The following is a 25,747-nucleotide window of genomic DNA, read 5'->3' on the forward strand; positions in this document are numbered from 1 at the left end:
ATTGCAGAGTGCAGCGCAATGAGCGGATTCATCGCGGGCGGCAAGGCCCCCAGCGGCCACATCAACACCGACCCCTTCTGGCCGTCGATCAATCTGGACGACGTGCGCGGCACACTGCGCATCGACTCCAGCGTCACCGCCATCCGACTGGAAACCGCGACCATCGCCGCCGCCATCAGCGTCAACCGCGAGCTCGCCGCGTGGCGCCGTACCCAACAAGCCAAGGGCTACGCCACGCTGGCCGACGTACCGGCCGACCCGATCAAAGGCGTGTCGCAACTCGTCCACCTGTACCAACGGGCGATCTACGCCGCGACCGGCGCAGAAATCTGCGAACGCTACCGCTCTTACGACAGCACCAACAGCGGCCACCAGAACGCCGACGAACTCACCCCCAGCATCGACGAATTGCGCCGCGACCAGCGCTGGGCGGTGCGCGACTTCCTCGGCCTCGGCCGCACCACCGTGGAGTTGATCTGATGCCCGTCACCGTCCGCGCCCGGCAAAACGACACCGTTGATGCCCTTTGTTGGCGACATTACGGCCGCACCGCCGGCGTGACCGAAGCCGTACTTCAAGCCAACCCCGGGCTGGCCGACCACGGCCCGACCTTGCCCCAGGGCTTGGCCGTGCAAATGCCCGACACACACACCGCCGCCCCGCAAAGGCAGAGGGTGAACCTATGGGATTGACCCACCGATACCGCGCTTAAACCAAGGAAGGAAACACATGCCCGAACGCCCCGACACCTGGGCCTGGCTCGCCGCCTGGCTCGAACAACACTGGCCGACCCTGTACGCCGGCCTCCTCGCCCTAATAATCGCCGCGCTACGAATCATGTACGGCGGTGGCACCTGGCGCCGTATCGCCATCGAAGCCCCGCTCTGCGGCGCCTTGGCCTTGGCCGCCAGCCACGGCCTACCGTTGCTCGGTGTTTCCACGTCCACCGCGCCTTTTTTTGGTGGCATCATCGGTCTGCTCGGCGTGGAAGGAACCCGCGCCGCCGCCAGGAAATTTTTCATTCGCAAGGAAGCCTCACGATGATTTCATTACGTCACGGCGACCGCTCGCAAGCGGTGCGCCACCTGCAAACCACCCTGAACAACCACGGCGCTCGCCTGAACGTTGACGGGCATTACGGCGACACCACCGAAGCCGCCGTGCGTGCCTATCAGTTGAGCGTCGGCCTAGTGGTCGATGGCATCGCCGGCCCCAAAACACAGACCGCGCTTGCCGGCGATGACTGCCAACGACTGCTGAAAAACGCCGATCTGGTCAACGCCTCAGAACGCCTCGACGTGCCCCTAGCCGCCATCTACGCGGTCAACGAAGTCGAGTCCAAAGGCATGGGCTTTCTGGACAGCGGCAAACCGGTGATCCTGTTCGAACGCCACATCATGTACCGCCAGCTTTCGAAAGTTCGCCAAGACAGCGAAAACCTCAACGACCTCAAACGCCGCGCCGACCAACTCGCCGCCGCTCACCCGGCCATCGTCAATCCGAAACCCGGTGGCTACGTCGGCGGCAACGCTGAACATCAGCGCCTGGGCAGCGCCCGCGTGCTTGATGACGTGGCCGCTTTGGAATCCGCCTCCTGGGGCGCCTTCCAGATCATGGGGTTTCACTGGCAACGCCTGGGCTATGCCAGCGTGCAAGACTTCGTGGCCGTCATGAGCGCAGACGAATCGAAGCAGTTTGATGCGTTCGTGCGCTTCATCGAAACCGATCCGGTTTTGCACAAGGCACTGAAGGCACGCAAATGGGCCGAGTTTGCCAGGATCTACAACGGACCGGACTACCAACGAAACCTGTACGACATCAAGCTCCAGCGCGCCTATCAGCGGCATGAGAACTGCGGTTGTGGTCAGAGGGTAGCTGCATGATCCGTCCTTACATCGCTGATCAAGACAACCGCCACGTATGAACAAACCTGAAAGCCTGCGTACTCATCTGCTGAGCACCATCGCCGAACTCAAGCACAACCCTGACCGGCTGCTGATCTTCATCGACAACGGCAAGGTGCGCTGCACCGCTGCCGCGAGCCTGTCGTTCGAATACAGCTTCGACCTGCAGATCATCCTCACCGACTTCGCCGGCCATCCCGACAGCGTCATGTTGCCGCTGCTCGGCTGGCTGAGCGTGCATCAGCCCGAGTTGCTGGAGAACCTGAACAAGTCCGCCGATGGCATCCAGTTTGAGGCGGATGTTCTGGATAACAGCAAAGTGGATATGAGTTTGACGTTGCCGCTGACTGAGCGTGTGGTCGTGGGGAAGGACGACCAGGGCAACACCACCATTCGCCATTCGGGTGAACCGCAGCGAGTCGCGGCATTTCTCGACCCTAATTGGGTGCCAGGAGCCCAAGGCGCCGTTAGTGAATGGGGAGTGACGAAATGACTAATCGACTGGAGGCGTTGGAAGACTGGGCGGCTGGCCTACTTGCGCAACTTGAGCCAGCATCGCGAAAGCGGCTCGCCCGAAGCCTCGGCCAGACGTTGCGGAGTAGCCAGCAGAAACGAATCATTGCCCAGCGCAATCCGGACGGCAGCAAATATGCGCCGCGCAAACAGCGCAACCTACGCGGTAAATCGGGACGGATGAAGAGAAAGGTTCAAATGTTTCAGAAGATACGTACGGTCAGATTTTTTAAGTTTCAAGGCGACGAAAACGGTATCAGCATCGGATTCACGGGGCGAATTGCACGCATCGCAAGGGTTCATCAATATGGTACGAAAGATAGAGCCGAGCACCGCGCTCCGCAAGTGCGATATGAAACACGAGAGATGCTCGGTTTCACCAACTCCGACTTAGATCAAATTCGCGATGATTTGTTGTTATACGTGGCTCAGTAGCTCACCGTGCTGCGACCAATGGTATCATTGCACGCCTCCTACCTTTGCCATGGATTGCTTAAAATGAAACCAAGTTTAAACATTCGAATTTGCATCTTGATGATAGTTGCATTTTGCATACTATTTTTTGGAGTAGCTATAGCCGGAATATACAACTTCACCAGAACTGCCACCTATGCAGCATTTGCGAGTTGCTTTATATTATTTTTAACACTTCTTGACATGAGGCAAGATCGAGTACTAAAGGGTTTCTTTTTGATAGGAGCTGGCGTGCTTTACCAAATTGTCTACCCGAAGTTCTTCTACATTTTCGTAACAAAGTCACTCATGCCCGCAGATGCCATTGACCATTTCGAAATTTTTGGGCAAGTCATATTATTAGCATGCGCCGGAGCAGGCGGCAGCATCATCGCTGTTTATGCTGACAAAACGTCTAGTGACAACGAACTAGCTTCAACGGATAATCCAACAACAGAAAAACCCGATATAGAAAAGATAGTGATCGATAACACCGCACAAATTGAGCAATTAATAAAAAGCACAACAATTCTAAGCAGAAAACTCAACATAATGATAGCGACAACCGCCACAGCTATTGTTGCAACAATTACAATTCTAACTATCTCGCTAATGCGATAGATTTCACAGTATAGAAAATGGCATCAGCAATGACGCCATTTGACCTAACACCCGACTCAGATCCAGCGTGCTTAAAAGTAGCACAGCAAACGATTAATAAGTCACGCACATCGTCTCTATTGTAAATATCAGTCTCTTTATTGAGCAGACACAAACGGAAAATTATTAATTACATCATCAGCCAGTCTATAAATGTCAGTATAACCATGAGCCCGAGCAAGCTTAGGCTTCCAGTAACGTCCATGAGCTAACCAATGCCTAAATGCCAAAGCTCCTTTTAACTCTCTGACATAAACAATTGACGATGGCGCGTAGCGCTTCCATGCATCCAAAATATCATCAAAACCAATTTTGTTTTTATGACGACCATACAGCTTCATATAAGCCCGACTAAGTGGATCTTTGAGTTTTGAATCCACTCGCTGCAAGTAATCTAATCGAAATTTTGCTTCCAACGATGCTAGTATTGTTAGACATATCGATATTTCCAACTCACGCTGCGCTTTTCTATAATCGCTCAAAATTTGAGCTGGCATTGAAAAAGCGTGACGACTTAGAAATGACGGGCTGTCTTCAGCATAGAAGACAGTCATAGAGGAACTAACGACGTCAAAATGGTCGGCAATTTCAGAAAGTTCAAGATTCATCCCAGAAGGAATGAATTCAATTCTTTTCATCGCGCGAGACCCATCAACAAATTCAAAAACTTGTCTACGCTTAATTCCGTATATTTATATGGAGGCCTATTCGAAACAATTTTCCACTCCCACGGCTCCAGTTTTGCAAGCGCTTCATCTCTTGATTCCGAATCGGTAACAACCTGTTTGGAACCATCATCTATGGTTACTTTCACACTGATACGCGGGCTATCCCCGCGAACTAATGCGAGCATAGCTCTCCCACTAGGGCCAATCAGATCAACTCTACCTTTTGAACCAATCAGCATAGTCCCAATCGGGTTGAATATGTATTTAGCATTACCTACCAGAAGCTTGGCGCTATTGACTTGATACGTCCCAAGAGCCTCCTCCATTATTGATATAGGAGCGCGAACAAACTGAACTGCACCGTCACTTCCATATGGCGAAACGAACCCTTCGATTGTCCGATAGAGTTGATCCAGATAATCCCTCCACTCAGAAATCTCCTTCTCAGGGTCAAATTTTACACTTTCAACGGTATCGGAATGTTTACTTACAAACTCAGAAAACGATTTGTTTTTTTCCATGAGAACCGTCCACCATTCAATTCCATTAAAAATTTTAGTCTCTAAGCGAGCTGCTATCCACCAGAAACGTGTCTTTACGAAAGGGATACACCCAAAAAACATTATGTCATATTGAATTGAGTTCATCTTTCTGCGTTTTTGGCTCTCGTGTATTGCAAATCGCCTCGTTTAGAGCGTAACGACTCAGCTGATGCCCTGTCTTCTCCTCCTTTACAAGATACCAACGCTGCCATGAACCGCCTTGTGGAGCCACCATCGGCACCATGAACGACTTACCCACCCTGATCCGCCTGATTGAAAACCTCATACGCTTCGGCACCATCGCCGAAACCCAGATGAAGCCTCCACGCGTGCGAGTCAAAACCGGCGCCCTCACCACCAACTGGCTCCCGTGGATTACCCCGCGCGCCGGAGCCGACCGAGAATGGAACCCACCAACCATTAACGAACAAGTCATCCTATTCAGCCCCTCCGGCCAACTCGGCAATGGCATTGTCCTCACCGGCCTATTCAGCGACCACATCCCCGCCAACGGCGACCGCGAGGGCCTGCACCGTCGTACCTACCGCGACGGCGCCGTCATCGAATACGACAGCATCGCCCACCACCTAAACGCCACCCTGCCAGAAGGCGGCACCACGAAATTGATCAGCCAAGGCGGCATCCACATCGTCGGCCCTATCACCCACAAAGGCGACTACACCCAAACCGGCAACCAATCCATCACCGGCAAAATCACCGCCTCGGTGGATGTGGTCGCAGCCAACATCAGCTTGGTCAAACACCCCCACGGCGGCGTCATGTCCGGCGGTGGCATCACAGGCCTGCCGCAATGAACCGAGAAACCGGCGCCACCATCGACTTGGTCGAACACATCACCCAGTCCGTCACCGACATTCTGACCACTCGCCTCGGCACCCGCGTCATGCGCCGCGAGTACGGCAGCTTGTTGCCCGAGCTGGTGGATCAGCCATTCAACGAATTCATCCGCTTGCAGGCCTACGCCGCCACTGTCATGGCCCTGATGCGCTGGGAACCGCGTATCAGCCTCAGTCGTGTGCAATTATTCGGCGCCACGTTGGCCGGCCAATCGATCCTGGACCTTGAGGGCAGCCTCGTCGATAGCAACGAGCGGCTGAGCCTGAGCGTCCCCCTGCGCCTGGGAGGCAGCGCATGAACACGTTCGTCGCCATCGACCTGAGCCAGCTCCCGGCGCCGCAGGTCGTTGAACAGATCGATTATGAGCAGATCCTTGCCGAGCGCAAGGCGTATGCCATCGGCCTTTGGCCGTCCGAGGAACAAGCGGAAATCGCGGCGCGCCTCAACATGGAATCCGAGCCGCTGACCAAACTGCTCGAGGAAAACGCTTACCGCGAAATGATCTGGCGCCAGCGGGTCAATGAGGCCTCGGTGGCGAACATGCTCGCCCTGGCCAAGGGCGCCGACCTGGAGAACCTGGCCGCGAACTACAACGTGAAGCGCTTGGTCATTCAGGTGGCCAACGCTTCGGCTACGCCACCTATTCCAAAGCTGATGGAAAGCGACGACAGCCTGCGCGAGCGCGCGCAAATGGCCTGGGAAGGCCTGAGCACTGCCGGCCCGCGCAACAGCTACATTTTCCACGCCCGTTCCGCCGACGGTCGCGTGGCCGACGCCACCGCAGAAAGTCCTAAACCCGCCGAAGCGGTCATCACCGTGCAATCGGCACTGGGCGACGGCAGTGCCTCGGCGGATTTACTGGCCGCCGTTAAAGCCTACCTGAGCGACGACGACCGCCGCCCATTGGGCGATCGCCTGAAGGTACAGAGCGCGCAGATCATCCGGTACGAAGTTAACGCCAAGCTCTACCTACTGACCTCGGGGCCAGAATCAGAACTGATCCTGAAAGCGGCCAAAGAACGACTGCTGAAGTTTGTGCACCAACGCCGTCGATTGGGTCTGGAGATTTCCGAATCAATTCTCCACGCCTCGCTGCACGTCGAGGGTGTTCGCAAGGTGGTGCTCGATGATTGGGACGACATTGTCGCCACGCCTTACCAGGCGCCCTACTGCACCGACATCGACCTGTCGCTGGGGCTTGATCATGACTGACCTTTCACTGTTGCCGCGCAACGCCACACCGCTGGAACATCTCGCCGCTCAAGCCCTGGCTCAAATCCAGCGCGTACCGATCCCAGTGCGCCAGCTCTACAACCCCGAACTCTGCCCTCTGCCGTTGCTGCCCTACTTGGCCTGGGCGTTCTCGGTAGACCGCTGGGACAGTCAATGGCCCGAGGCAGCCAAGCGCTCGGCCATCCGCTCCGCGTACTACATCCACTCGCGCAAAGGCACCCTCGGCTCATTGCGTCGCGTCGTCGAGCCACTGGGATTTGAGATTGAAGTCGTGGAATGGTGGCAGACCGCGCCCCAGGGCCCCCACGCGACGTTTGCCCTGAACATCAGCGTGTCCGAAACCGGCATCACCCAACAGATGTATCAGGAACTGACCTGGCTCATCGACGACGCCAAGCCCCTCACCCGCCACCTGACGCGCCTCGCCATCATTCTGGAAACCCGAGTCGATACCCATGCCGCCATTGCCGTCGATGACGGCGACGAAATCGATGTGTATCCGTGGGCAAACCCGGATATTGACGTATTCATCCAAGGCTATGGCGGCACCTGCATTTACACCCTCGACGAACTGGACGTGTACCTTCATGGTTGATAAGAACACCCTTTTCGGCGGCATGCTCACCACCCTTGGAGCCGCCAAAAAAACCAACTGCGATGCTTTGGGCATTCCCTGGGAGCCGAGCTACATACTGATCGGCGATACCAACGGTACCGACCCGGCGCCTGATCCGTCGCAAACGCAGCTGATCAATCAGGTGCACCGCGCGCACCTCAATCAACTCCGCGTCTCTCCCACCGATCCTAACGTGTTGATTGCAGAGGTCGTGCTTCCGCCCGAGGTCGGCGGCTGGTGGATGAGGGAGCTGGCTCTTGAAGATAAGGACGGCGTGTTCTCGGCAGTCGCGAACCTGGCGCCCAGCTACAAACCGTTACTGGCCCAAGGCTCGGGACGCAACCAGGTGGTGCGGATGCACATCATCACCAACGGTACCGCCAACATTCAGCTCAAGATCGATCCGGCCGTGGTGTTGGCCACCCGCGACTACGTGGATCGGTCCGTTAATGCCGGCGCAGCCTTCACCACTGTGTCGTCATCCAGAACATTGAAACCCAAAGAAATGGGCTTCGTTCTGATCGACGCCAGCGCGGGGGCGCTGAACATTCAATTGCCACCGGCCAACGCCACCTTGGGTACACGCGAGGTGATTGTTCACCGCAAAGACAACAGCATCAATCGCCTGGTCATCAAGACGGGAAGCAAAGACATGCTGAAATTCCATACTCATCTGAACCCCAAGGGCTATCCCTTCCTGGTGCTGATGGGCGCGGGCGATTGGTGGCGTTTGCGCAGCGATGGGGCCGGGAGTTGGTGGCCGGTTGGGCGCTTCGATAGCACAACGCTGGGTCGCCCAGTCTTCGAGACGACCACCGTGTTCAGTCCCGGCGGTTACGGCGCCATGAATGGGCAATTGCTTAAGAGAGATGAATGGCCGTGGCTGTGGGATCACGCACAGCAGTCGGGAATGCTCCACCCGGATAAACAGCAATACCTGGAGGGTGCATGGACCTTTGGGGATTACAAATCGACGTTCCGTATACCTGAAGCACGAGGTGAATTTTTCAGGGTGCTCGACGATGACCGGCTCGTCGATAAATCCACCCTGAAGGGAGTCACCAAAGCCGGTAGCCCTGTTATTACCGATCTTAGAGGCCGCACGCGCGTAAAGATTGGAATGACGTTAGAAGGTGGCGATTTTCCGAAGGGTACAACCATTATTTCATTCGGCGAATCCGAGGTTACCGCCTCCAACCCATCAAGAACGGATGGCGCTGGGGAGTGGCAAGTACTCGGACGGATAGCCGGCTCATGGTCACCCGATAATTTTGAGCGTCACACCCACTCCGTCTCTTTCGGATCAGGTTCGGGCGACCGTGTAGCACTTCTTCCTTCACCCACCTCACTCACGGGTGGCAACGCTCACCTGAACCATGTCGTGGCCAGAAATACGTCTCCCCCCTTCATCGGGCGCGTCGGTGACGAAGAAACCCGCCCCCGCAACATTGCCTACCCCGGCCGTATCAAAATGATTTGAGGTCCTGATGATTACCTATTTGATTGACGAAGCAGGTGCCCTGTCCGGCCCAGTCACGTTCCCCGACATTCCCGGTTTCGGCCCGCAACTGCCCGGCAATGCGGTGCAAGTTCCAAAAACATTGGCGCCTCCAGAGCCAGGCAAAACCTGGGCGTTGCTCAATGGAGAAGTCCAACAAGCACGCGACCAACGAGGCACCGCTTACCGCACCGCAGACGGTACGCAACAATCATGGCAACAGTTGGGTGAACTGCCCGAAGGGCTCACCACCCAGCCGTGGCCAGGCGAACACTTCAAATGGATCAACGAGCAATGGACCCTCGACGAGCCTGCCCAACGTGCTGCGCAAAGTGCCCAAGCCCTGGAACATCGAGACAACTTGCTGCGTGATGCGCAACTGCGTATCGCGCCGCTTCAGTACGCAGAAAAATTGGGCAGCGCCACACCTGAAGAACTGGCGTCCCTACTTGATTGGATGCGCTACAGCGTGGAACTCAACCGCATCGAGCAGCAAGAACACTTCCCCAACAACGTTGTCTGGCCAACGCTGCCCCAAACGCAACGCCGCTAACCATCGCGATCTGTAGGCATGCCCCCTACAACCCTCACTGCGCGACGAAATGATGCGCGCGCGGCAACCTGTGCACCGACTCAACCCTCACAGCACAGGCTGCCCCATGTCCGATTATCTTCACGGCGTGCGAGTCATCGAACTCAACGATGGCTCACGCCCCATCCGCAGTATTCCGACCGCCGTCATCGGCATGGTGTGCACCGCCGACGATGCCGACGCAACGGTCTTTCCGTTTGACACCCCCGTCCTGATTACCAACGTTCAGACCGCCATCGGCAAGGCCGGCGAAAAAGGCACCCTCTCCGCCAGCCTGCAAGCCATCGCCGACCAGACCAAACCCTACGTCATCGTCGTCCGCGTCAAAGAGGGCCAGGACGAAAACGAGACCACCAGCGCCCTGATCGGCACCACCACCGACACCGGGAAATACACCGGCATGAAAGCCCTGCTCGCCGCCAAGTCGAGGCTTGGCCTGGTGCCGCGCATTCTCGGCGTGCCGGGTTTGGACTCCCAACCCGTCGCCGCAGCCCTCGTATCCATCGCCCAGCAGTTGCGAGCATTCGCTTATGTCAGCGCCTGGGGCTGCCACACCAAGGAGGAAGCCGTCGCCTACCGCAACTACTTCGGCGCCCGCGAAGTCATGCTCATCTGGCCGGATTTCTTGAGCTGGGACACGGCGACCGACAGGACCGTGACCGCTGCGGCCGTCGCACGCGCCCTGGGCCTGCGCGCCAAGATCGATCAGCAAACCGGCTGGCACAAAACCCTGTCCAACATCGCCGTCAACGGCGTCACCGGCATCAACGCCGACGTGTTCTGGGACCTGCAAAACCCGTCCACCGATGCCAATTACCTCAATGGCCACGAAGTCACCACGCTGATCAACGAGGGCGGCCTGCGCTTCTGGGGCAGCCGCACGTGCAGTGACGATCCGTTGTTTGCTTTCGAGAGCTACACCCGTACCGCGCAAGTCCTGGCCGACACCATGGCCGGCACGCAGATGTGGGCCATGGACAAACCGCTGCACGCCTCCCTGGTGAGGGACATGATCGAGGGCGTGAACGCTGAGTTCCGCAGCAAAGTGTCGGCCGGCTACCTGATCGGCGGCAATTGCTGGTACCCCGACGACATCAACACCAAGGACACCCTTAAAGCCGGCAAGCTCTGGCTCGATTACGACTACACGCCGGTCCCGCCGCTGGAAGACCTCACCCTACGCCAGCGCATCACCGACCGTTACCTCATCAACTTCGCCAGCCAGATCAACCGCTAATCGGAGACCAGCGCCATGGCCATGCCGCGCAAACTCAAAAACCTCAACTTGTTCAACGATGCCAACAGCTACGTCGGCGTCGTCAAGTCGGTCACCCTGCCGCCCCTGGGTCGCAAGATGGAAGCCTATCGCGGTGGAGGCATGAACGGCCCCGTGAAGGCCGACCTGGGCTTCTCCGACGACGGCATCCAGTTCGAATGGAAGACCGGCGGCCTCGACCTGATTTCCCTGCGTCAGTTCGGCGCGGTCAATGCATCGGGTATTGCACTGCGCTTTGCGGGCTCGTTCCAGCAGGACGACACCGGCGACGTCAGCGCCGTCGAAGTGGTCCTGCGCGGTCGCCACGAAACCATCGAAATGGGCGACCACGAACCCGGCGAAGACACCGAACACAGCGTCACCACCACCTGTTCCTACTACAAGCTGATCGTCGATAACGAAGACATCATCGAGATCGACTTGCTCAACTTCATCGAGAAGGTCAACGGCGTGGACATGCTCGAAAAGCAACGCGCCGCCATTGGCCTCTAACCCCAAGGACGACCCCATGCAGACCGTTGAAATTCAACCCGTCATCGAAGACAACACCGTCACCCTCGACACGCCGATCACACGCGGCAAGACCACCATCGACACCCTCACCTTACGCAAACCGCAGTCCGGCGAACTGCGCGGCGTGCAGTTGGTGGAGCTGCTGAACATGGACGTGGCGACCCTGATCAAAATACTGCCGCGCCTCACCTCCCCCGGCATCACTGCCCAGGAGGCGGCGGGCATGGACCCGGCCGACCTGCTCGCGTGCGGCAGCAAGATCTCCGGTTTTTTGTTGCAGAAATCGGTGAAGACGGACGCCTCCCTCGTTGCGTAGAGGACGCTATGGCCGACCTGGCGGTGGTCTTTCATTGGGCGCCGGCGGATATGGATCACCTGGGCCTGCAAGAACTGATGGAATGGCGCGAGCGCGCCAGGGTGCGGAGTGTCGCCGATGGCGAATGATTTAAAACTTCGGGTGCTGCTCAGCGCCATCGACAGGGCCACGCGGCCGCTGCATGCCATCAACAATGAGAGCATCGGCGCCGCACGCGCACTCAAGGATGCTCGCGACCGCCTCAAGGCTCTCAACGCTCAACAGAAAGATGTCAGTGCCTGGCGCACTCAGCGCGCGGCGGCCCAACAGACCGAACACGCCTTGAACGCCGCCCGCGACAAGGTCAAAGCGCTCAGTCAACAGATGTCTTCAACCGGCGCCCCCACCAAGGCGATGACGAATAACTTTCGCGCCGCCGTGCGTGAAGCGCAAAAACTTAAACAGCAGCACCAGCAACAAGGTGAACAACTCCAAGGCTTGCGCGCCCGTTTGCAGGCGGCCGGGATCAGCACCAAAAATCTCGGGAACCATGAGCGTCAGTTGCGCGAGCAAATTCGCGCGACCAACAACAGCATCAGCCAGCAAACCAATCGACTGGCGGCATTGGCCGCTCAACAAAAACGTTTGGCCGCATCACGCGCGAGCTTTGATAAATCCAAACAACAGGCCAGTGACATGGCCGGTAAAGGAACCACTGCAATAGTAGGAGGCGCCGCAACGCTGTACGCGGGTGCCCGGCTGATGGCTCCAGGTGTCGACTTCGACGCCAGCATGAGTAAGACGCAAGCCATTTCCCGACTTCAGAAAGACTCGGCGGAACTCGCCGCGTTACGCAAACAAGCCCGTGAATTGGGAGGCTCCACCCAATTCACCGCTGGCCAGTCGGCCGATGCTCAAGGTTTCCTCGCGATGGCGGGCTTCAATCCTGAAGCGATCAAAGTCGCGATGCCGGGAATGCTCGACCTCGCCGCAGCCGGTGACACCGAGCTGGCACAGACCGCTGACATCGCCTCAAACATCCTTTCCGGGCTCGGCCTGCGGGCCGACGAGATGGGCAGACTGGGCGATGTGTTGGTGGGCACCTTCACCCGCTCCAACACCAACTTGCAGATGCTTGGCGAAACCATGAAATACGCCGCCCCCATGGCCAAGACCTACGGCGTCGAGCTGGAAGTGGCCGCCGCGATGGCGGGTAAGTTGGGTGATGCCGGTTTGCAGGGCAGCATGGGCGGTACCGCACTCAGTACGATCATGAACCGCTTGGCCACCCCGCCCAAGGCCGCCGAAAAAGCCTTGGCAAAACTCAAGGTCACCACCGCCGATGCCCACGGCAACCTGCGCCCTCTGCCGGACATCCTCAAAGAGATTTACGACAAAACCAAAGACCTGGGCACTGCCGACAAAGGTGGACTGCTCAAGGCCATTGCCGGCGCGGAAGCGGTCAAAGGCATGGCGCAATTAGTCGAGCAGTCAGGTACAGGAGAGCTGCAAAAACTCATTGCCAGCCTGCGCCAAAGCCAAGGGGAAACGACGCAAACGGCCACCGTCATGGCCGACAACCTGAAGGGCGACCTAACAACGTTGAGCAGCGCCTGGCAGGATCTGGGGATCGAGTTGCAAGAACAGCAGGATGGACCGCTGCGCGGGCTGATTCAGTCCGTCACGGAGATTGTTCGTGGGGTTAAAGGCTGGGCGACTGAAAACCCGAACCTCGCCGCTGGGCTCGTCAAAACCATCGCTTTCGTCGCCGCGCTGGCCGTCGTGCTGGGCGGATTAATGGTCGTCGTGGCCAGCGTATTGCTGCCATTTGTGGCACTGCGCTTTATGTTCGCGCAACTCGGTATCCGCCTGCCCGGCTTGATCGGGTTGCTCTGGAATCTCGGCAGATCAGCACTGCCGTTCGTGGGCAAAGCGTTGCTCATAGTGGGCCGTGCGCTGATGCTCAACCCCATCGGCCTGGCAATCACAGCCATCGCCGGCGGCGCCTACCTCATCTATAAAAACTGGAATGCGGTGAAGTCGTATTTCATCGAGGCCTGGCGCGAAATTCAGGCCGGGTTCAGTGATGGCGTCGGCGGCATTCTCAAAACCCTGATCAACTTCAGCCCGATCGGACTGATCTACCAGGCATTCGCAGCGGTGCTGAGCTACTTGGGCGTCGACCTCCCCAGCCGCTTCACCGAGTTCGGCGGCATGCTTATCGACGGTCTGGTCAACGGACTGAAAGCGGGCTTCGGCAAACTCAAAAACGTCATGGGTGATATCAGCGACGCAACCATTGGTTGGTTCAAGGAGAAGCTTGGTATTCACAGCCCCTCGCGGGTGTTTGCCGAACTGGGCGGATTCACCATGGACGGACTGACTCAAGGTCTTCAAGGTGGGGAGAAAGGGCCGCTCGAAGCCATCAATCGGATCAGTAAGCAGATCACCGAGGTAGGGGTTTTGGCGCTGGGTGCACCAATAATTCCGGCGCCGACGTTTGAAAAAATAGCGTTCGCCGCGCCTGTCGCGGCTGTCGTACAGGCCAAGGCCCCCCGAGCAGCCGCAGTAGAACCTCTCACCGAGCAGCGTCCTACCGCAAGGGCTGAACGTAGCGAGCTGCTGCCGACCATCGTCAACTTTGGCAAAAAACTTGCCACGGGAGCATTGGCGCTCGGCTCGATCCCCATGCCGACCTTCGCCGTCGATGACCGTGCCCCTCTCAAACCAGTACCCGCACCGGCCTACGACAGCCACGACACCTACGAAATCCACCTTCCCGCAACCCCTGGCCTGGACGCCCAAGCCATCGCCCGCGCAGTACGCGCCGAACTGGCGCGCATCGAACGCGAGAAAAGCGCTCGCCAACGCAGCCGACTGGCCGACCTGGAGTAATCCCCATGATGCTTGCCCTGGGCATGTTCGTCTTCAGCCTTTCCACCGCCGCCTACCAGGAACTGCAACGCCAGACCGATTGGCGCCACGCCAGCAACAGTCGCATCGGCGCCGCCCCCGCACGGCAGTTTGTCGGTCGTGGTGAGGACGCAATCACCCTCCCCGGCATCATCCTGCCGGAACTCGCTGGCAGCACCCTCAGCCTCGATGCCTTGCGCCTGATGGCCAACACCGGCAAGGCCTGGCCTATGGTCGAGGGCAGCGGCCGGATTTACGGTTTGTGGGTCATTGAGAGCCTGAGTGAAACCAAAACCCTTTTCTTCCGTGACGGCACGCCGCGCCGCATCGAATTCACCCTCAGCCTCAAGCGCATCGATGACGATAGGATCGATCTGATCGGCGCCGGCACCCGCGCAGGCATCGGCATCATGAGGACGTTGCTGTGATCGATGCCGCCCTGTCGCGCGTCACCGGTTTTCTAGACGACGCCGTCGAACGCTACCGCCGCGAAGCCGGCTACCCAGTGCCGGCGTTCCGCATCACGGTAGATGGCCACGACATCGCCAAACGAATCAGCCCGCGCCTGATGAGCCTGGAGCTGACCGACAATCGCGGCATCGAGGCCGATCAACTGAGCCTCACCCTCACCGACCATGACGGCCTGCTGGCCATCCCGCCCACGGGTGCGGTCATTCGGCTCTGGCTCGGCTGGAGCGACACCGGCTTGGTGGACAAAGGCACCTACACCGTCGATGAAACCGAACACAGCGGCGCGCCCGACGTACTGAGCATCCGCGCTCGATCGGCAGACTTGCGCAAAGGCCTGAAGACCAAACGTGAACGCAGCTGGAGTAACACCACCCTCGGCGACGTGCTGGGCGACATCGCCCTGGGCAACGGCCTGACGGCGACCGTTGCCGGCGCCCTCGATGGGTTGCCCATCCTGCAGCTCGACCAGGCCAACGAATCCGACGCCAACCTGATCAGCCGAATCGGCGAAGAATTCGACGCCGTGGTCACCATCAAGGCCGGCTGCCTGCTGTGCTTTCCAGCGGGTAGCGGCAAAACCGCCAGCGGCGCAGAACTCCCACACATCACCCTCACCCGCGCCGACGGCGACCAACACCGCTACCTGCAAGCCGACCGCGACAGCTACGACGGCGTGCGCGCCTACTTCTATGACGTGAACAGCGCCAAAAAACAGGAAGCCATTGCCGGCCGCGGCGAAAACCTCAAGGACCTGCGCCACACCTACAGTGACCTCCAGTCCGCCCTACGCGCCGCCCGGGCCGAGTTCAACCGCCTGCAACGCGGCAGCGCCACCCTCAGCTATACGTTGGCACGCGGCCGGCCCGACTTGATTCCCGAACTGACTTACACCCTCCAGGGCGTGAAGGATGAGATCGATGAAATCATCTGGTACGGCGGCAACGTGCAACACACCCTCAGCGCGGACAGTGGTTACACCATCAGCCTGGAGCTGGAGAGCAAACTGCCGGACGACACCGTCGATGACCTGGTCGAAGAGAACAACGGCGACTTTACCGGCGTCATCGCCCACTACCGCGATAAACAGACCGGAAAGGAGAAGACCGTAACGATCGGCGATCAGAGCAAGCCGAAACGCTTACGATGGCTGTATGCCAACGAGAAAACGGCAAACCGGGCGATGGATCGGGTGTGGAAACGCATACAGGCAAAAAAAAAATGAACCGGGCAACAACTGACTGATTCCCCATCAAGGACGATTTTCATGCAAGACATCCGTTGCGGCCAGTGCAGCCGCAAACTCGCCGCCGCCAGCGGCTTCATCGAAATACAGATCAAGTGCCCGCGTTGCCGGACACTCAACCACTTGAAGGCCCCGAGCCTCCCCCCAGCGTGCCGCGAGCATCCAGAACAACGAGTTCATGAATGCAGCAACCCACCCTTGGCAGCCTGTTCGCAGGCATAGGAGGCTTTGATGTCGGATTTGAAAACGCAGGCTACCGCAGCGCCTGGCAAGTGGAGCTCAACCCAATCAACCGGGCTGTGCTTGCCGATCGATTTCCCCATGCACGCCAATTTGAAGACGTGCGCCAGTGCGGCGCCCACAACCTGTCCCCCGTCGATGTCCTCACCGCCGGCTTCCCCTGCCAGGACATCAGCGCTGCCGGCGCCAGACCCAGCAACCGAGACAGCCGCGGACTGCGTGGCGAACGCAGCGGTCTGTTTTGGGAAGTCATACGAATCCTCAAAGAAATTCAACCTCGCTGGGTGGTCCTTGAGAACGTCGTTAACCTGCTCGCTGTCAACGATAGCCACGACTTTGAAACAGTCATCCGGGCCCTTGCGGACTGCGGGTATGTGGGATTTTGGCGAGTGCTTAATGCTCAATATTTCGGAGTCCCCCAGCAACGTCGTCGAATATTCCTGGTCGCCGGTTATCGACGAATGCCCCCCATCGAGCTGCTGGCTGACGCCGCGCCAGTGGACGCAATACCTCCAGCGTCTCAATCGATCCAATGGCCACGCCCCGCGGATGCCTGGGCTGCCAATACTCTATTGGCAGACAAAGCCGGCTCCCAAATCGCTATGGGCTGTACCACTCTCGTCGCTCACCCGAACGGATGGGATCAGATGGCTGAGCGGCAGCGAGCGGCTGAAGATGATGGGTTTTGCCTCGGACTGGATGCGGCCAACCTTGCGGAGGCTTTTGGTGCCGGAAACGCCGTTGTTACGCAGGTGGCGGAGTGGGTTGGGCGGAAGTTGATTGAGACGAACTAACGACACAGCCCTCACTTACGGCGCCCGTACGGATGGTATCCGTACAGGCTTGACAAAGCACCGCCGTACGGATACCATCCGTACCGAGAGCACGAAAATAATATGAAAATGAAGACACGAGAATTAGATACCCACCAATGAGAGGAGCGATCATGGCGATCAAAAGGCCGAATGCGGCCATAAAACGAAAATGAAACTAACTTAATTTAAAAGGAAGCAAAACCTGTAAGAAAACTTAGTAGGTATGACAAATGACAACCTTAGATGAAACACTTAAATCAGCTAAAAGCGCACGACTTGAAATTAAAACCACTGACTTTGCAAAAGAGTTCATAAAAAGAGCTGCATCATTACAAGGCTTAGACATGACATCTTTCATAATGGCTTCTGCCTTTGAAAAAGCAGAAGCCGTTATAGAAAGCCACCGAAGGATAGAAGTTTCAGAAGAAGCTTTTTCCCGAGTACAAAAAATCCTCCTAGAGGATGAAACCGCCGCGCCATCAAGCGCGCTACTTAGACTAATGCGAGGGGAACATGAAAACAGAAGAGACGCCGGCATGTGAAATTGACAGCAACCTGCTTGCCAATTTCGAAAAATACAAATACACCAAGACGTTTAGTTGTGGGGTAAGTGTAATCGACTCGTACTATAAGGGCAGCCTCAAACGCGCTCTTAAAAGCGAGAATATTAATGCTATTGGGGCGATAGCACCGACAAAGGAGGTTGTTGGCTTCTGTACGATTACTTTGTCTGATATCGACAAGGTGATGGCTCAGAACGGCATTGACGACACCAATTTGCCATCGCGCGTACCTGTGATAAGGCTGGTGATGCTCGGAGTAGATACAAATTATCAAGGTTTGGGCATAGGCCAAAAAATCTTGATGGAAGCCTTCAAGCAAGCGGCACGGGTCCATAAAGAAGTCCCGATTAAAGGGATTTACTTGGACGCAGCACCTAATGCCGTCTCATTCTATGAGGAGCTTGAATTTAAAAGCATTGGCGAGCCTGATATTAATCAAAGCACGCCAATGCTGATCGGTATCAAAGTGGTCCTGAAGGCGATCGCAGCCTCTTAGCATCGCTTGAATCGCCTGCCAAGTATAGCAGGCTTGCCTATGTCACTATCAATGTAACTCTGTTGGCCAGAATTCCATTGATAGTGAAGCCAAGCAACATTTTCTGTACGGGCTTTTCGTATCATAGGCCCGTACAGCCTTCTGTCCTAGAATCCGCTCACTGCAACGCCGACAATTAAAATACTTATACCGCAGCCCGCCGAACAACCAAAATAAGAAATTAATCTCGTTAGAGACTCAGTTAATAAAACGTAATTTGAGTTACTGAAAACTGAACAGAACCGAATCAAGTTAGTTATGATGCTCGCACAACCAACATTAAACTTAAAAACCTCAGCACTTGCCAAGGTTTTTATAAACTCCAACTAGACCGTCAGCGCTTGGGCCTTGGTTTCTCGTCTCTCACATACCGCACAGGAGGTGGTGTCGGCAACTTAGGCGAGCTCGGCTTGTCCCTAATTACTGCTACCTTATCATTTTTTTCTCGACTCATTGCTCACCTCGAAAGATTGACTTCTATCGTCTTCAAGTACAATTCTAACCCGTGGTGCATCAGGTTTAGCAGGCTCACTCGTTTTTATCGGCGCTGGAGCACTTGTGGTTTGCTTCGCCGGACTTACATTAACTTTGTCTTTTTCACTCATTTGAACCCCCTTTAATTCTTCTGTTCGACTGGCAATCAAGGCAATACTGCGCTCCACTTTGCCTATCTGATCACCTACATATTTGTCTATCACCTGATAGTTTTTTCGAGGTGAAGAAACATCCATATCAAAACCAATAAATAGGACGCCAGCAATACCCAAAGGCGCGAAAGAAACTAACAACCACTTGAACGACTCATGCACTTTCCGCGAGCGCTCTTGATTTACTTCCGAATTATGGGTTGCACACTCCTCATAAGCATTACTTAAATAGGTATCAACCTCTGACCTTACATCAACCGCTTCAGCGCCAACCCCATCGCCATCCTGTATTGCCTTTTCAACCTCTTCATTGTAGCTCACCAAGGCATTACAATAACCTTTCACTTCAAGCGCAGGTGGCATCTGCTTGAAAGTATTGCCCCAGAAAGCCCTAATAGCGTATTTAGAAGAAACAGCCAAACCAGCAAAAAAAACAACTAACGAGGCAATTATTGCCGCACCCACAAAAATATAACGATCCAAGTCAAGCATGCGCAACATATAGCCAGAAACCGTTATCACTGCGAGCATCAAAGTAAATACTATTTGCACTCTAATAGTGATTTTCTCTTTTATTTCATTTTCTTGCAGATACATTTTCTCAAAAACAACAAGAAGCTCTTTTACTTCCATTTTTCGCCTCTTATATAACCTTACTCATCAACATTAAATTTGATAACCGGCCCTAAAAAACCTCATACACTTTCAGTAAATTCTGCGATAGCACAAGCCGACCAGCCCACGAACTTATAGATTATGCTGGCCGTTTGGTATCAGCAAGGACTTTGGTCAATGCTCAGCAGCGCATCGACACCCAACGCCCGTACTGGCAGCTTGCGCGACCTATCCCTCCCGGCACCGCCAAGATTGCGCATACGCGCAGCCACCAATGTACTGAATTCTGCTCAAAACGAACCCCGTCACCGCCATCCTGCAAGCGTTGCATCTAGCAACGGTGGCAACGGATCTGGATCAAGTGGCATACCCACGTCCACCCGCGCGACGTTCGTAGCCCTACCCAATTCCGTACTCACCGCCGAATTGACCATGACATTGCCCTTGATCGCGGGATAACCGCGCCGTGCATTGGCATCCAGCGCGATGCCGCGCGACCTCATAGGGGTGACCAGTAGGTGCATGTGCAGGCCTTACTCTTCGCTACTGATTAAGCCGCGTTCAGGTTTCGCAAAGGCTTAAGGACAATTCGCACCGGCCTCTGCGCTGTATTGCATCTCCTTCACACATCCACTCCTGCCTGCATCTTTTCAAATATTGGGTGGCTTCATGTCGAAGTTGTAGGCAAAATCCGAGACTTGCGTAAGAGGGTGCGATTGCTGAGTGTTTTGGCAGCCTACCGCCTTGTAAGCCTTAGATTCGGCGGGATACTCTCCAGATGTCGCTGCAAAGTCAGCGACCAGGTGTAGGAACCTGAAATGAATCAAGGCGTCACAGCGCCAAGTATTGCAGGCGCTTTTTTGTGTCCGCAATAGCGTTCTATGGCGGCTGTGCGCGGGACACCTTCGGGTGTGCCGGGTGCCTTGATTCCCGGTATTCCTACCCTGCGTACGGTCGCCACCTTATCCCGTAGGAAGGACGGTAGCGACTCCTCAAATCAAGGAGCTGCAGAATGCAAAACAATGGATACCATCCTCGCTACACATCCCGCGACCACCTCATCAACGGAGGTGGCAAATGACCGAACCAACGGAAGCAAAAACCCTCGGCTTTACCCCCTGCATCTACTGCCCAGGTTCAGAGCTGGCCATGTTCCACGTCAGCGCAGACGTACCCGTATACGAAGCATTGTCAAAGGCGTCCGACTTGCTGTTCCTGGCGAAGGCGCTCTCACAGGACGCAGCTTTCGAAAGAGACTCCGACCGTCATGCCTGGGCCGCGCACTATCTAACGGCTTTGGGTAAGGCCATCATTGATGATGTGATGAAGGCCGTTTCACCGCGACCGAATCTCTCGGGTAAAAAAACCGCAAAATAGCGGCCAGCCGTCCAAACCTTAGCCCCGATCTTTTCGGGGCTTCTGTGTTTTTGATACAGAGCGGGTTAAGTGATGCCACTGCAGGAACAAAAAACCCGGCGCTTGGCCGGGTTCCTTTATTGCTGTTCACGACAGCCAACCAGTCCTTCAACTGGCATCCCTTCCCTTGATCAATGAGCACCCGCCAGTGCTTGCGCAACCTGACGGATAAAGCCCCGATCTTCCTCAGACACCTCTCTGTACCACGTAAGAAGATTCCCTTCATCCTGAGTTAACTCAGAATTTTCGCTATTGGTTTTATCCCTGCGAAGGTTCTCTTTTTCATCCTGATCCAATATGCCCACTACTCCATTAAGTGATTGCGGGCGCAACGTTACTTAGGAGTGCGGAAAATCAAAACTGAAATCCATCGTAACGAAAGTTAAATATCGACGAGTTATTTCTTGGCGTTCGAAAGGCTGGTGACTTCGGACATCGCGCCGACAATGCGATGCACAGCTTTTTGGTCATATTCAGACAACGTTCTGAACTGATGGAGCAGCCGCTCTTCGGCCTCGTCCAGCCCTTCAACAGCACGCAGTACACGCCCGCCCGTCAAGACGTACAGCACGTCTACACCGGCTTTAGCCACGGCTGAGAGGTAGACAGAGTCGGCGTTGCGCTCGCCTTTTTCATAGCTGCCCTGGGTATTACGGGTGATCCCGCCGAGCTGCGCAAAGGCATCTTGATTGAGCCCCAGCCGCGTCCTTTCTTCGCGTAAGCGCTCACCTACGCCAACGTCCAAGCCTTCTGTCGATGCACAACTTTTCAAGCTTTCACCCTTTACAGGCCAAATTGTTTGGGCATAATGGCGCAAAATTCAACACGGATGCCCACGAATGGACACTATGCCCGCCCTCCTAACCACCGAGCAAGCCCGAGCAGCACTTGATCGAAGAGGGATCAGCCTCGCCGAGTTCGCCCGTCAGCACGAGCTAAACAGCAACTTGGTCAGCGACTTGTTGAATGGTCGGAAGAAAGGACGCCGTGGCCAAGCGCATCGTGCTGCGGTGTTGCTGGGGATCAAGGAAGGCATCGTTATTTGATCCGGCCACGTCGTTAGTACAGCGCAAGGATGCCCTATGAGCACTTACAAACTGGTCTGCCCTCACTGTCATTCCCGAATGCGCATACGCACCAGCGAAGGCACCCACATTTTTCTGCGTGTCGCTTACTTGCAGTGCACCAACGAAGCCTGCGGCTGGTCGGTACGCGCTGAATTCGAAATGACCCACGAGATGAGCCCCAGCGGTATGGCGAACCCCACCGTCAAGCTCCCACTGGCCGACACGGCGCTGCGCCGCGAAGCCATGAAACAAGCCAGCGATCAGCTGGAGCTATTGCCGAACCAAGGACTGGAGACTGCACCATGACCACCACACATGATTACCGCACCAGCATGCAGGAAGCCGCTCGGGCGTACTTGTTGCGCCACCAGGCGGAATACCTGGCCGATTCCGATCAGCTCTTTGAAAGCTGTGTGCGTCACCTGAGCGTGGCGCTTGAAGTGCCCGCCAACATTGCGACGAAGCTGGTGCACTTGGCATGGAGTGAATTCCAGGACCAAGAGCTACTGCGCCCATCGCTCGATGCAGCAGACCTGACAAACACCCTGTAACCCCCAACTCAACTCACCTCTCGCCTATGCCCGAATGGGTAGGGGGTGAGGTGCGCCTAAAAAGTGAGGTACGCATGGAAAACGACGTGGATATCTTCACCACCCTGACACGTGAACAGGCGGGCATTTTGCTTGAGACGCTTCGCGCAAATTATGCCGACCAGTTCAACGCGTACTGGTATGAGGAGCGCTTTAACGCGGTGCCCGAACATTTGCGGCATGACTCACTGATCGCGGCGTTCCCGATGATGGCGGCGCAGAAGCGGTTGATCGGCGCGCTCTCCTTCAGCCTCGGTCGAAGGTGCTGATCATGTCGGAGTTATCGAACACGCTTCACGCAGAGGTGTTGCAGCGTCTTGCGAACGACTACGGGTTGAAGAGACGCCTAAGCACCGACTATCTGCGCGGCGGCCAATGTCCAGCCTGTGGAAAAAAAGAGCTCTACACCCGCTATACAAATCCCTGGCTGATCATCTGCGGCCGCGAGAGCAAATGCGGACAGCGTTGGCACCTGAAGGAGGTCTATGAAGACCTGTTCGATGACTGGAGCAAGCGTGCGCCCTCCTCCGATCAGTTTCCCAGCGCAACCGCCCGCGCCTACCTGGAGTTTGCCCGGGGCTTTCGCTTTGAGTTGATCCAAGGCTGGTTCACCCAGGACACGTATTACTCCAGCGAATTGAATGCCGGCAGCGCCACCGTTCGCTTTGCCTTGGACAAGGGCGGCTACTGGGAGCGGCTGATCGATCGGCCACACCGCTTCGGCAAAATGAAGGCCCGGTTCCAACCGGGTGACAGTTACCGAGGCACCTGGTGGTGCCCGCCCTGTGTTGAGTTGCTTGAGGTCAAAGAGCTGTGGATTGTCGAAGGCATCTTCGATGCGATTGCCCTGGCCCACCATGGCATCGCGGCCGTGTCGGCCATGTCCTCCAATGTGTTCCCCGAAACATCGCTCAAAGAACTTTCCCGCCACCGCGGCGGGAAGCACCCCAAACTGGTTTGGGCGCTGGATAACGAACCCGGCGCTCATCGCTACACAAAGCGCTGGGTCCGCGAAGCGCGTGCTCTGGGCTACACCTGTGAAGCGGCGCAGATCCCGCAACCCGACAACCGCAAAGTCGATTGGAACGACCTGCACCAGCGCTGGCAGTTCATCGACGATATCGAGCAGCGCGCCGAGCAAGTCGAACAAGACCTCAGGACCGCCCGCCACTACGGCTCCTTGTTGATCGCCGAAAGCGCCGCTGATAAAGGCGTGCTGACGTACGAATGGCGCGAAAGCCATGAGTTTCACTTCGGGTACGAGAGCCGCCTGTACTGGTTCAAAATGGACCTGGATAAATTCAACAAGGCCATGCAGGCGCTGGACACTTCCGAACGCCATGAGGACCAGCAGCTCACCGACAAACAGCGACGAGCCAAAGCACTGCGCCAGTGCGGTGGTGTAGTGGAAATCGCGAACTGCTATCCCCAGGCCTTGTACTTTCAACGCAACGACGTCACCGATGAGTCCTGGTACTACTTTCGGGTCGATTTCCCCCATGACGGCGGCAGCGTCAAAAACACCTTCACCGGAGGCCAAGTGGCGGCGGCCAGCGAGTTTAAAAAGCGCCTACTGAGCATGGCCGCCGGCGCCGTGTTCACGGGTAGCGGCAAGCAGCTCGACAGGATTCTCAAGGACCAGCTTTACGGTTTGAAAACCGTCGAGACAATCGATTACGTGGGGTACAGCAAGGAATACGGCGCTTACGTGTTCGGTGACGTGGCCATGCGCAATGGACTGGTGTGCGAAGTGAATAAGGAGGACTTTTTCGAGTTTGGAAAGCTGCGGTTAAAAACGCTGCAGAAGTCGATCAAGATGCAGATTCAGCGGGATCACAAACAGTACCGAACTGATTGGTTACCGATGTTGTGGCTGTGCTTTGGAGCCAAGGGAATCGTTGCCCTGGCCTTCTGGTTCGGTTCGTTGTTCGCCGAGCAGATAAGGGCCAAGTACAAATCCTACCCGTTCCTCGAAGTCACGGGTGAAGCCGGCGCCGGCAAGACCACGCTGCTGACCTTTTTGTGGAAGTTGTTGGGCCGGGAACATGAAGGGTTTGACCCATCGAAATCGACCCGCGCCGGTCGGCAGCGAGCCATGGGACAAGTGTCCAACATGCCTGTGGTGCTGATCGAAGGCGACCGCAATGAGCCAGACAAAGCACACGCAAAAAGCTTCGACTGGGATGAACTGAAAGACTACTTCGGTGGCGGCACACTCGGCACCAAGGGCATGAAAACCAGTGGCAACGAAACCTATGAACCACCGTTTCGAGGCGCCATTGCCATCAGCCAGAACGCCGATGTCAGCGCCTCCGAAGCGATCCTGACCCGAATTATCAAATCGCATTTTGCCCGGCCAGAAGTCACCACCGAGAGCCGATCAGCCGCAGACAACCTCAACGTGATTCCGGTCGAACAGCTCAGCCACTTTCTCGTGCTGGCGATTCGCGCAGAACCACAAGTCATGGCGAAATTTGCCGAGCGTGTACTTGTCCACGAACAGCATCTGCGCAAGATCAAGGAAATCAGGGTGGAGCGGATCTTCAAAAACCACAGCCAGATGATGGCCTTGGTTGATTGCTTATGCCTGATCTGCCCGTTGGATGAGAACCAGGTCGTCACAACTCACCAGCAGCTCACTGCGATGGCCCTGGAGCGGCAGTCCGCGATCAGTGCTGACCACCCTCTGGTTGCAGAGTTCTGGGAGGTCTACGACTACCTCGAAAGCCTCGGTGAAGGTCCACAGGTAAACCACAGCGTCGACCCGAAACTTATCGCCATCAACCTCAACGACTTCGCGAAGCAAGCCAGCGAACACCGGCAAAACCTCGCTGACCTCAAGACATTGCGGGCGTTACTGGTCGATAGCCGTAGCCACAAGTTACTGGAAATCAATAAAGCCACTTACAGCGCCGTCCGTGCTTCGCAAGCGGCGAACAATCCGATGGACAAGAAAACCACCACTGTACGCTGCTGGGTGTTCCAGAAGGCGTAACTGTCCCATTCAGTTG

35 protein-coding genes are annotated in these 25,747 nt (G+C 56.3%); 30 read left to right on the forward strand and 5 right to left on the reverse strand.

Features of this window, described 5'->3' with window-relative positions:
* Positions 1-18 precede the first annotated feature (18 nt).
* From HB680_RS01555 to HB680_RS01585, 7 genes are all read left to right on the forward strand, one after another.
* Positions 19-480: a head completion/stabilization protein gene (locus HB680_RS01555; protein ID WP_213936829.1), complete on the forward strand. Its 462-nt coding sequence runs from the start codon at positions 19-21 to the stop codon at positions 478-480.
* Positions 480-692 carry a tail protein X gene (locus HB680_RS01560; protein ID WP_213936830.1) on the forward strand — a complete coding sequence of 71 codons (213 nt, stop codon included), beginning with the start codon at positions 480-482 and terminating at the stop codon, positions 690-692. Before HB680_RS01555 ends, HB680_RS01560 begins: the two co-directional genes overlap by 1 nt.
* Before the next feature lie 37 nt (positions 693-729).
* Positions 730-1,044 carry a phage holin, lambda family gene (locus HB680_RS01565; protein ID WP_213936831.1) on the forward strand — a complete coding sequence of 105 codons (315 nt, stop codon included), beginning with the start codon at positions 730-732 and terminating at the stop codon, positions 1,042-1,044.
* On the forward strand, positions 1,041-1,883 hold the full coding sequence (locus tag HB680_RS01570) for an N-acetylmuramidase family protein (RefSeq protein WP_213936832.1): 843 nt from the start codon (positions 1,041-1,043) through the stop codon (positions 1,881-1,883). The genes HB680_RS01565 and HB680_RS01570 overlap by 4 nt, the downstream gene beginning before the upstream one ends.
* 37 nt (positions 1,884-1,920) lie before the next feature.
* Entirely contained in the window at positions 1,921-2,397 is a 477-nt protein-coding gene (locus HB680_RS01575) for a phage tail protein (protein WP_213936833.1), read from the forward strand.
* Positions 2,394-2,852, forward strand: coding sequence for a phage virion morphogenesis protein (locus tag HB680_RS01580; RefSeq protein ID WP_213936834.1), 459 nt, complete (start codon positions 2,394-2,396; stop codon positions 2,850-2,852). Before HB680_RS01575 ends, HB680_RS01580 begins: the two co-directional genes overlap by 4 nt.
* Positions 2,853-2,915: 63 nt before the next feature.
* Positions 2,916-3,491 carry a hypothetical protein gene (locus HB680_RS01585; protein WP_213936835.1) on the forward strand — a complete coding sequence of 192 codons (576 nt, stop codon included), beginning with the start codon at positions 2,916-2,918 and terminating at the stop codon, positions 3,489-3,491.
* Between the two features lie 137 nt (positions 3,492-3,628).
* Here HB680_RS01585 and HB680_RS01590 read toward each other — a convergent pair whose 3' ends face one another.
* A complete protein-coding gene (locus HB680_RS01590) occupies positions 3,629-4,168 on the reverse strand; it encodes a hypothetical protein (RefSeq protein ID WP_213936836.1) in 540 nt (179 codons plus the stop codon).
* Positions 4,165-4,845: a hypothetical protein gene (locus HB680_RS01595; protein WP_213936837.1), complete on the reverse strand. Its 681-nt coding sequence runs from the start codon at positions 4,843-4,845 to the stop codon at positions 4,165-4,167. The genes HB680_RS01590 and HB680_RS01595 overlap by 4 nt, the downstream gene beginning before the upstream one ends.
* A 137-nt stretch (positions 4,846-4,982) precedes the next feature.
* Between HB680_RS01595 and HB680_RS01600 the strand changes: the two genes are divergently transcribed.
* The 17 genes from HB680_RS01600 (at position 4,983) to HB680_RS01680 (ending at position 18,362) form a co-directional block, all read left to right on the forward strand.
* The gene (locus HB680_RS01600; protein WP_213936838.1) at positions 4,983-5,555 is read left to right on the forward strand and encodes a phage baseplate assembly protein V; all 573 of its coding nucleotides are present in this window, start codon (positions 4,983-4,985) and stop codon (positions 5,553-5,555) included.
* A complete protein-coding gene (locus HB680_RS01605) occupies positions 5,552-5,896 on the forward strand; it encodes a GPW/gp25 family protein (protein ID WP_213936839.1) in 345 nt (114 codons plus the stop codon). Before HB680_RS01600 ends, HB680_RS01605 begins: the two co-directional genes overlap by 4 nt.
* The gene (locus tag HB680_RS01610; RefSeq protein WP_213936840.1) at positions 5,893-6,810 is read left to right on the forward strand and encodes a baseplate assembly protein; all 918 of its coding nucleotides are present in this window, start codon (positions 5,893-5,895) and stop codon (positions 6,808-6,810) included. The genes HB680_RS01605 and HB680_RS01610 overlap by 4 nt, the downstream gene beginning before the upstream one ends.
* Positions 6,803-7,426 (forward strand): phage tail protein I, encoded by a 624-nt coding sequence (locus tag HB680_RS01615; RefSeq protein WP_213936841.1) that lies wholly within the window; start codon positions 6,803-6,805, stop codon positions 7,424-7,426. The genes HB680_RS01610 and HB680_RS01615 overlap by 8 nt, the downstream gene beginning before the upstream one ends.
* A complete protein-coding gene (locus HB680_RS01620; protein ID WP_213936842.1) occupies positions 7,419-8,927 on the forward strand; it encodes a phage tail protein in 1,509 nt (502 codons plus the stop codon). Before HB680_RS01615 ends, HB680_RS01620 begins: the two co-directional genes overlap by 8 nt.
* Before the next feature lie 7 nt (positions 8,928-8,934).
* Positions 8,935-9,498, forward strand: a complete 564-nt coding sequence (locus HB680_RS01625) for a tail fiber assembly protein (protein ID WP_213936843.1) — start codon at positions 8,935-8,937, stop codon at positions 9,496-9,498.
* A 106-nt stretch (positions 9,499-9,604) separates the two neighbouring features.
* A complete protein-coding gene (locus HB680_RS01630; RefSeq protein ID WP_213936844.1) occupies positions 9,605-10,774 on the forward strand; it encodes a phage tail sheath protein in 1,170 nt (389 codons plus the stop codon).
* 15 nt (positions 10,775-10,789) lie between these two features.
* On the forward strand, positions 10,790-11,305 hold the full coding sequence (locus HB680_RS01635; RefSeq protein WP_213936845.1) for a phage major tail tube protein: 516 nt from the start codon (positions 10,790-10,792) through the stop codon (positions 11,303-11,305).
* A gap of 16 nt (positions 11,306-11,321) precedes the next feature.
* Positions 11,322-11,642, forward strand: a complete 321-nt coding sequence (locus HB680_RS01640) for a phage tail assembly protein (RefSeq protein WP_213936846.1) — start codon at positions 11,322-11,324, stop codon at positions 11,640-11,642.
* Positions 11,643-11,650: 8 nt separating this feature from the next.
* The gene (locus tag HB680_RS01645; RefSeq protein WP_213936847.1) at positions 11,651-11,770 is read left to right on the forward strand and encodes a GpE family phage tail protein; all 120 of its coding nucleotides are present in this window, start codon (positions 11,651-11,653) and stop codon (positions 11,768-11,770) included.
* A complete protein-coding gene (locus tag HB680_RS01650; RefSeq protein WP_213936848.1) occupies positions 11,760-14,516 on the forward strand; it encodes a phage tail tape measure protein in 2,757 nt (918 codons plus the stop codon). The genes HB680_RS01645 and HB680_RS01650 overlap by 11 nt, the downstream gene beginning before the upstream one ends.
* Positions 14,517-14,521: 5 nt before the next feature.
* Entirely contained in the window at positions 14,522-14,962 is a 441-nt protein-coding gene (locus HB680_RS01655) for a phage tail protein (protein WP_213936849.1), read from the forward strand.
* Positions 14,959-16,227, forward strand: a complete 1,269-nt coding sequence (locus HB680_RS01660; protein WP_213936850.1) for a contractile injection system protein, VgrG/Pvc8 family — start codon at positions 14,959-14,961, stop codon at positions 16,225-16,227. The genes HB680_RS01655 and HB680_RS01660 overlap by 4 nt, the downstream gene beginning before the upstream one ends.
* Positions 16,228-16,269: 42 nt before the next feature.
* Positions 16,270-16,470, forward strand: a complete 201-nt coding sequence (locus HB680_RS01665; protein ID WP_213936851.1) for a Com family DNA-binding transcriptional regulator — start codon at positions 16,270-16,272, stop codon at positions 16,468-16,470.
* Positions 16,431-17,282, forward strand: a complete 852-nt coding sequence (locus tag HB680_RS01670; protein ID WP_213936852.1) for a DNA cytosine methyltransferase — start codon at positions 16,431-16,433, stop codon at positions 17,280-17,282. Before HB680_RS01665 ends, HB680_RS01670 begins: the two co-directional genes overlap by 40 nt.
* A 251-nt stretch (positions 17,283-17,533) precedes the next feature.
* Positions 17,534-17,845 (forward strand): DUF1778 domain-containing protein, encoded by a 312-nt coding sequence (locus HB680_RS01675; protein ID WP_213936853.1) that lies wholly within the window; start codon positions 17,534-17,536, stop codon positions 17,843-17,845.
* Positions 17,817-18,362 carry a GNAT family N-acetyltransferase gene (locus HB680_RS01680; RefSeq protein ID WP_213936854.1) on the forward strand — a complete coding sequence of 182 codons (546 nt, stop codon included), beginning with the start codon at positions 17,817-17,819 and terminating at the stop codon, positions 18,360-18,362. The genes HB680_RS01675 and HB680_RS01680 overlap by 29 nt, the downstream gene beginning before the upstream one ends.
* Before the next feature lie 473 nt (positions 18,363-18,835).
* Here the strand turns inward: HB680_RS01680 and HB680_RS01685 are convergent, their stop codons facing one another.
* A complete protein-coding gene (locus tag HB680_RS01685) occupies positions 18,836-19,681 on the reverse strand; it encodes a hypothetical protein (RefSeq protein WP_213936855.1) in 846 nt (281 codons plus the stop codon).
* Positions 19,682-20,740: 1,059 nt separating this feature from the next.
* Here HB680_RS01685 and HB680_RS01690 point away from each other — a divergent pair.
* Positions 20,741-21,040: a DUF3077 domain-containing protein gene (locus tag HB680_RS01690; protein ID WP_213936856.1), complete on the forward strand. Its 300-nt coding sequence runs from the start codon at positions 20,741-20,743 to the stop codon at positions 21,038-21,040.
* A gap of 170 nt (positions 21,041-21,210) precedes the next feature.
* Here HB680_RS01690 and HB680_RS01695 read toward each other — a convergent pair whose 3' ends face one another.
* The gene (locus tag HB680_RS01695) at positions 21,211-21,375 is read right to left on the reverse strand and encodes a hypothetical protein (RefSeq protein ID WP_213936857.1); all 165 of its coding nucleotides are present in this window, start codon (positions 21,373-21,375) and stop codon (positions 21,211-21,213) included.
* A 101-nt stretch (positions 21,376-21,476) separates the two neighbouring features.
* Positions 21,477-21,824 (reverse strand): helix-turn-helix transcriptional regulator, encoded by a 348-nt coding sequence (locus HB680_RS01700; RefSeq protein WP_256735436.1) that lies wholly within the window; start codon positions 21,822-21,824, stop codon positions 21,477-21,479.
* A gap of 103 nt (positions 21,825-21,927) precedes the next feature.
* Here HB680_RS01700 and HB680_RS01705 point away from each other — a divergent pair, with 103 nt between their 5' ends.
* The 5 genes from HB680_RS01705 to HB680_RS01725 all read left to right on the forward strand — a co-directional run bounded on the left by HB680_RS01705 (position 21,928) and on the right by HB680_RS01725 (position 25,731).
* Positions 21,928-22,125, forward strand: coding sequence for a DNA-binding protein (locus HB680_RS01705; RefSeq protein WP_213936859.1), 198 nt, complete (start codon positions 21,928-21,930; stop codon positions 22,123-22,125).
* Between the two features lie 36 nt (positions 22,126-22,161).
* Positions 22,162-22,452 (forward strand): ogr/Delta-like zinc finger family protein, encoded by a 291-nt coding sequence (locus HB680_RS01710; protein WP_213936860.1) that lies wholly within the window; start codon positions 22,162-22,164, stop codon positions 22,450-22,452.
* Entirely contained in the window at positions 22,449-22,697 is a 249-nt protein-coding gene (locus HB680_RS01715) for a hypothetical protein (protein WP_213936861.1), read from the forward strand. Before HB680_RS01710 ends, HB680_RS01715 begins: the two co-directional genes overlap by 4 nt.
* 74 nt (positions 22,698-22,771) lie before the next feature.
* Positions 22,772-23,005 (forward strand): hypothetical protein, encoded by a 234-nt coding sequence (locus HB680_RS01720; RefSeq protein WP_213936862.1) that lies wholly within the window; start codon positions 22,772-22,774, stop codon positions 23,003-23,005.
* A 2-nt stretch (positions 23,006-23,007) separates the two neighbouring features.
* Positions 23,008-25,731, forward strand: coding sequence for a toprim domain-containing protein (locus HB680_RS01725; protein ID WP_213936863.1), 2,724 nt, complete (start codon positions 23,008-23,010; stop codon positions 25,729-25,731).
* Positions 25,732-25,747: the final 16 nt, after the last annotated feature.

Origin of the sequence: Pseudomonas sp. dw_612 (assembly GCF_018449725.1) — a bacterium.
Lineage (GTDB): Bacteria > Pseudomonadota > Gammaproteobacteria > Pseudomonadales > Pseudomonadaceae > Aquipseudomonas.

What these genes read in the sequence shown, in the direction of transcription:
- HB680_RS01555 (WP_213936829.1), top strand. Translation starts at nt 19, where the DNA reads ATGAGCGGATTCATCGCGGGCGGCAAGGCCCCCAGCGGCCACATCAAC.
- HB680_RS01560 (WP_213936830.1), top strand. Translation starts at nt 480, where the DNA reads ATGCCCGTCACCGTCCGCGCCCGGCAAAACGACACCGTTGATGCCCTT.
- HB680_RS01565 (WP_213936831.1), top strand. Translation starts at nt 730, where the DNA reads ATGCCCGAACGCCCCGACACCTGGGCCTGGCTCGCCGCCTGGCTCGAA.
- HB680_RS01570 (WP_213936832.1), top strand. Translation starts at nt 1,041, where the DNA reads ATGATTTCATTACGTCACGGCGACCGCTCGCAAGCGGTGCGCCACCTG.
- HB680_RS01575 (WP_213936833.1), top strand. Translation starts at nt 1,921, where the DNA reads ATGAACAAACCTGAAAGCCTGCGTACTCATCTGCTGAGCACCATCGCC.
- HB680_RS01580 (WP_213936834.1), top strand. Translation starts at nt 2,394, where the DNA reads ATGACTAATCGACTGGAGGCGTTGGAAGACTGGGCGGCTGGCCTACTT.
- HB680_RS01585 (WP_213936835.1), top strand. Translation starts at nt 2,916, where the DNA reads ATGAAACCAAGTTTAAACATTCGAATTTGCATCTTGATGATAGTTGCA.
- HB680_RS01590 (WP_213936836.1), bottom strand. Translation starts at nt 4,168, where the DNA reads ATGAAAAGAATTGAATTCATTCCTTCTGGGATGAATCTTGAACTTTCT.
- HB680_RS01595 (WP_213936837.1), bottom strand. Translation starts at nt 4,845, where the DNA reads ATGAACTCAATTCAATATGACATAATGTTTTTTGGGTGTATCCCTTTC.
- HB680_RS01600 (WP_213936838.1), top strand. Translation starts at nt 4,983, where the DNA reads ATGAACGACTTACCCACCCTGATCCGCCTGATTGAAAACCTCATACGC.
- HB680_RS01605 (WP_213936839.1), top strand. Translation starts at nt 5,552, where the DNA reads ATGAACCGAGAAACCGGCGCCACCATCGACTTGGTCGAACACATCACC.
- HB680_RS01610 (WP_213936840.1), top strand. Translation starts at nt 5,893, where the DNA reads ATGAACACGTTCGTCGCCATCGACCTGAGCCAGCTCCCGGCGCCGCAG.
- HB680_RS01615 (WP_213936841.1), top strand. Translation starts at nt 6,803, where the DNA reads ATGACTGACCTTTCACTGTTGCCGCGCAACGCCACACCGCTGGAACAT.
- HB680_RS01620 (WP_213936842.1), top strand. Translation starts at nt 7,419, where the DNA reads ATGGTTGATAAGAACACCCTTTTCGGCGGCATGCTCACCACCCTTGGA.
- HB680_RS01625 (WP_213936843.1), top strand. Translation starts at nt 8,935, where the DNA reads ATGATTACCTATTTGATTGACGAAGCAGGTGCCCTGTCCGGCCCAGTC.
- HB680_RS01630 (WP_213936844.1), top strand. Translation starts at nt 9,605, where the DNA reads ATGTCCGATTATCTTCACGGCGTGCGAGTCATCGAACTCAACGATGGC.
- HB680_RS01635 (WP_213936845.1), top strand. Translation starts at nt 10,790, where the DNA reads ATGGCCATGCCGCGCAAACTCAAAAACCTCAACTTGTTCAACGATGCC.
- HB680_RS01640 (WP_213936846.1), top strand. Translation starts at nt 11,322, where the DNA reads ATGCAGACCGTTGAAATTCAACCCGTCATCGAAGACAACACCGTCACC.
- HB680_RS01645 (WP_213936847.1), top strand. Translation starts at nt 11,651, where the DNA reads ATGGCCGACCTGGCGGTGGTCTTTCATTGGGCGCCGGCGGATATGGAT.
- HB680_RS01650 (WP_213936848.1), top strand. Translation starts at nt 11,760, where the DNA reads ATGGCGAATGATTTAAAACTTCGGGTGCTGCTCAGCGCCATCGACAGG.
- HB680_RS01655 (WP_213936849.1), top strand. Translation starts at nt 14,522, where the DNA reads ATGATGCTTGCCCTGGGCATGTTCGTCTTCAGCCTTTCCACCGCCGCC.
- HB680_RS01665 (WP_213936851.1), top strand. Translation starts at nt 16,270, where the DNA reads ATGCAAGACATCCGTTGCGGCCAGTGCAGCCGCAAACTCGCCGCCGCC.
- HB680_RS01670 (WP_213936852.1), top strand. Translation starts at nt 16,431, where the DNA reads ATGCAGCAACCCACCCTTGGCAGCCTGTTCGCAGGCATAGGAGGCTTT.
- HB680_RS01675 (WP_213936853.1), top strand. Translation starts at nt 17,534, where the DNA reads ATGACAACCTTAGATGAAACACTTAAATCAGCTAAAAGCGCACGACTT.
- HB680_RS01680 (WP_213936854.1), top strand. Translation starts at nt 17,817, where the DNA reads ATGAAAACAGAAGAGACGCCGGCATGTGAAATTGACAGCAACCTGCTT.
- HB680_RS01685 (WP_213936855.1), bottom strand. Translation starts at nt 19,681, where the DNA reads ATGGAAGTAAAAGAGCTTCTTGTTGTTTTTGAGAAAATGTATCTGCAA.
- HB680_RS01690 (WP_213936856.1), top strand. Translation starts at nt 20,741, where the DNA reads ATGACCGAACCAACGGAAGCAAAAACCCTCGGCTTTACCCCCTGCATC.
- HB680_RS01705 (WP_213936859.1), top strand. Translation starts at nt 21,928, where the DNA reads ATGCCCGCCCTCCTAACCACCGAGCAAGCCCGAGCAGCACTTGATCGA.
- HB680_RS01710 (WP_213936860.1), top strand. Translation starts at nt 22,162, where the DNA reads ATGAGCACTTACAAACTGGTCTGCCCTCACTGTCATTCCCGAATGCGC.
- HB680_RS01715 (WP_213936861.1), top strand. Translation starts at nt 22,449, where the DNA reads ATGACCACCACACATGATTACCGCACCAGCATGCAGGAAGCCGCTCGG.
- HB680_RS01720 (WP_213936862.1), top strand. Translation starts at nt 22,772, where the DNA reads ATGGAAAACGACGTGGATATCTTCACCACCCTGACACGTGAACAGGCG.
- HB680_RS01725 (WP_213936863.1), top strand. Translation starts at nt 23,008, where the DNA reads ATGTCGGAGTTATCGAACACGCTTCACGCAGAGGTGTTGCAGCGTCTT.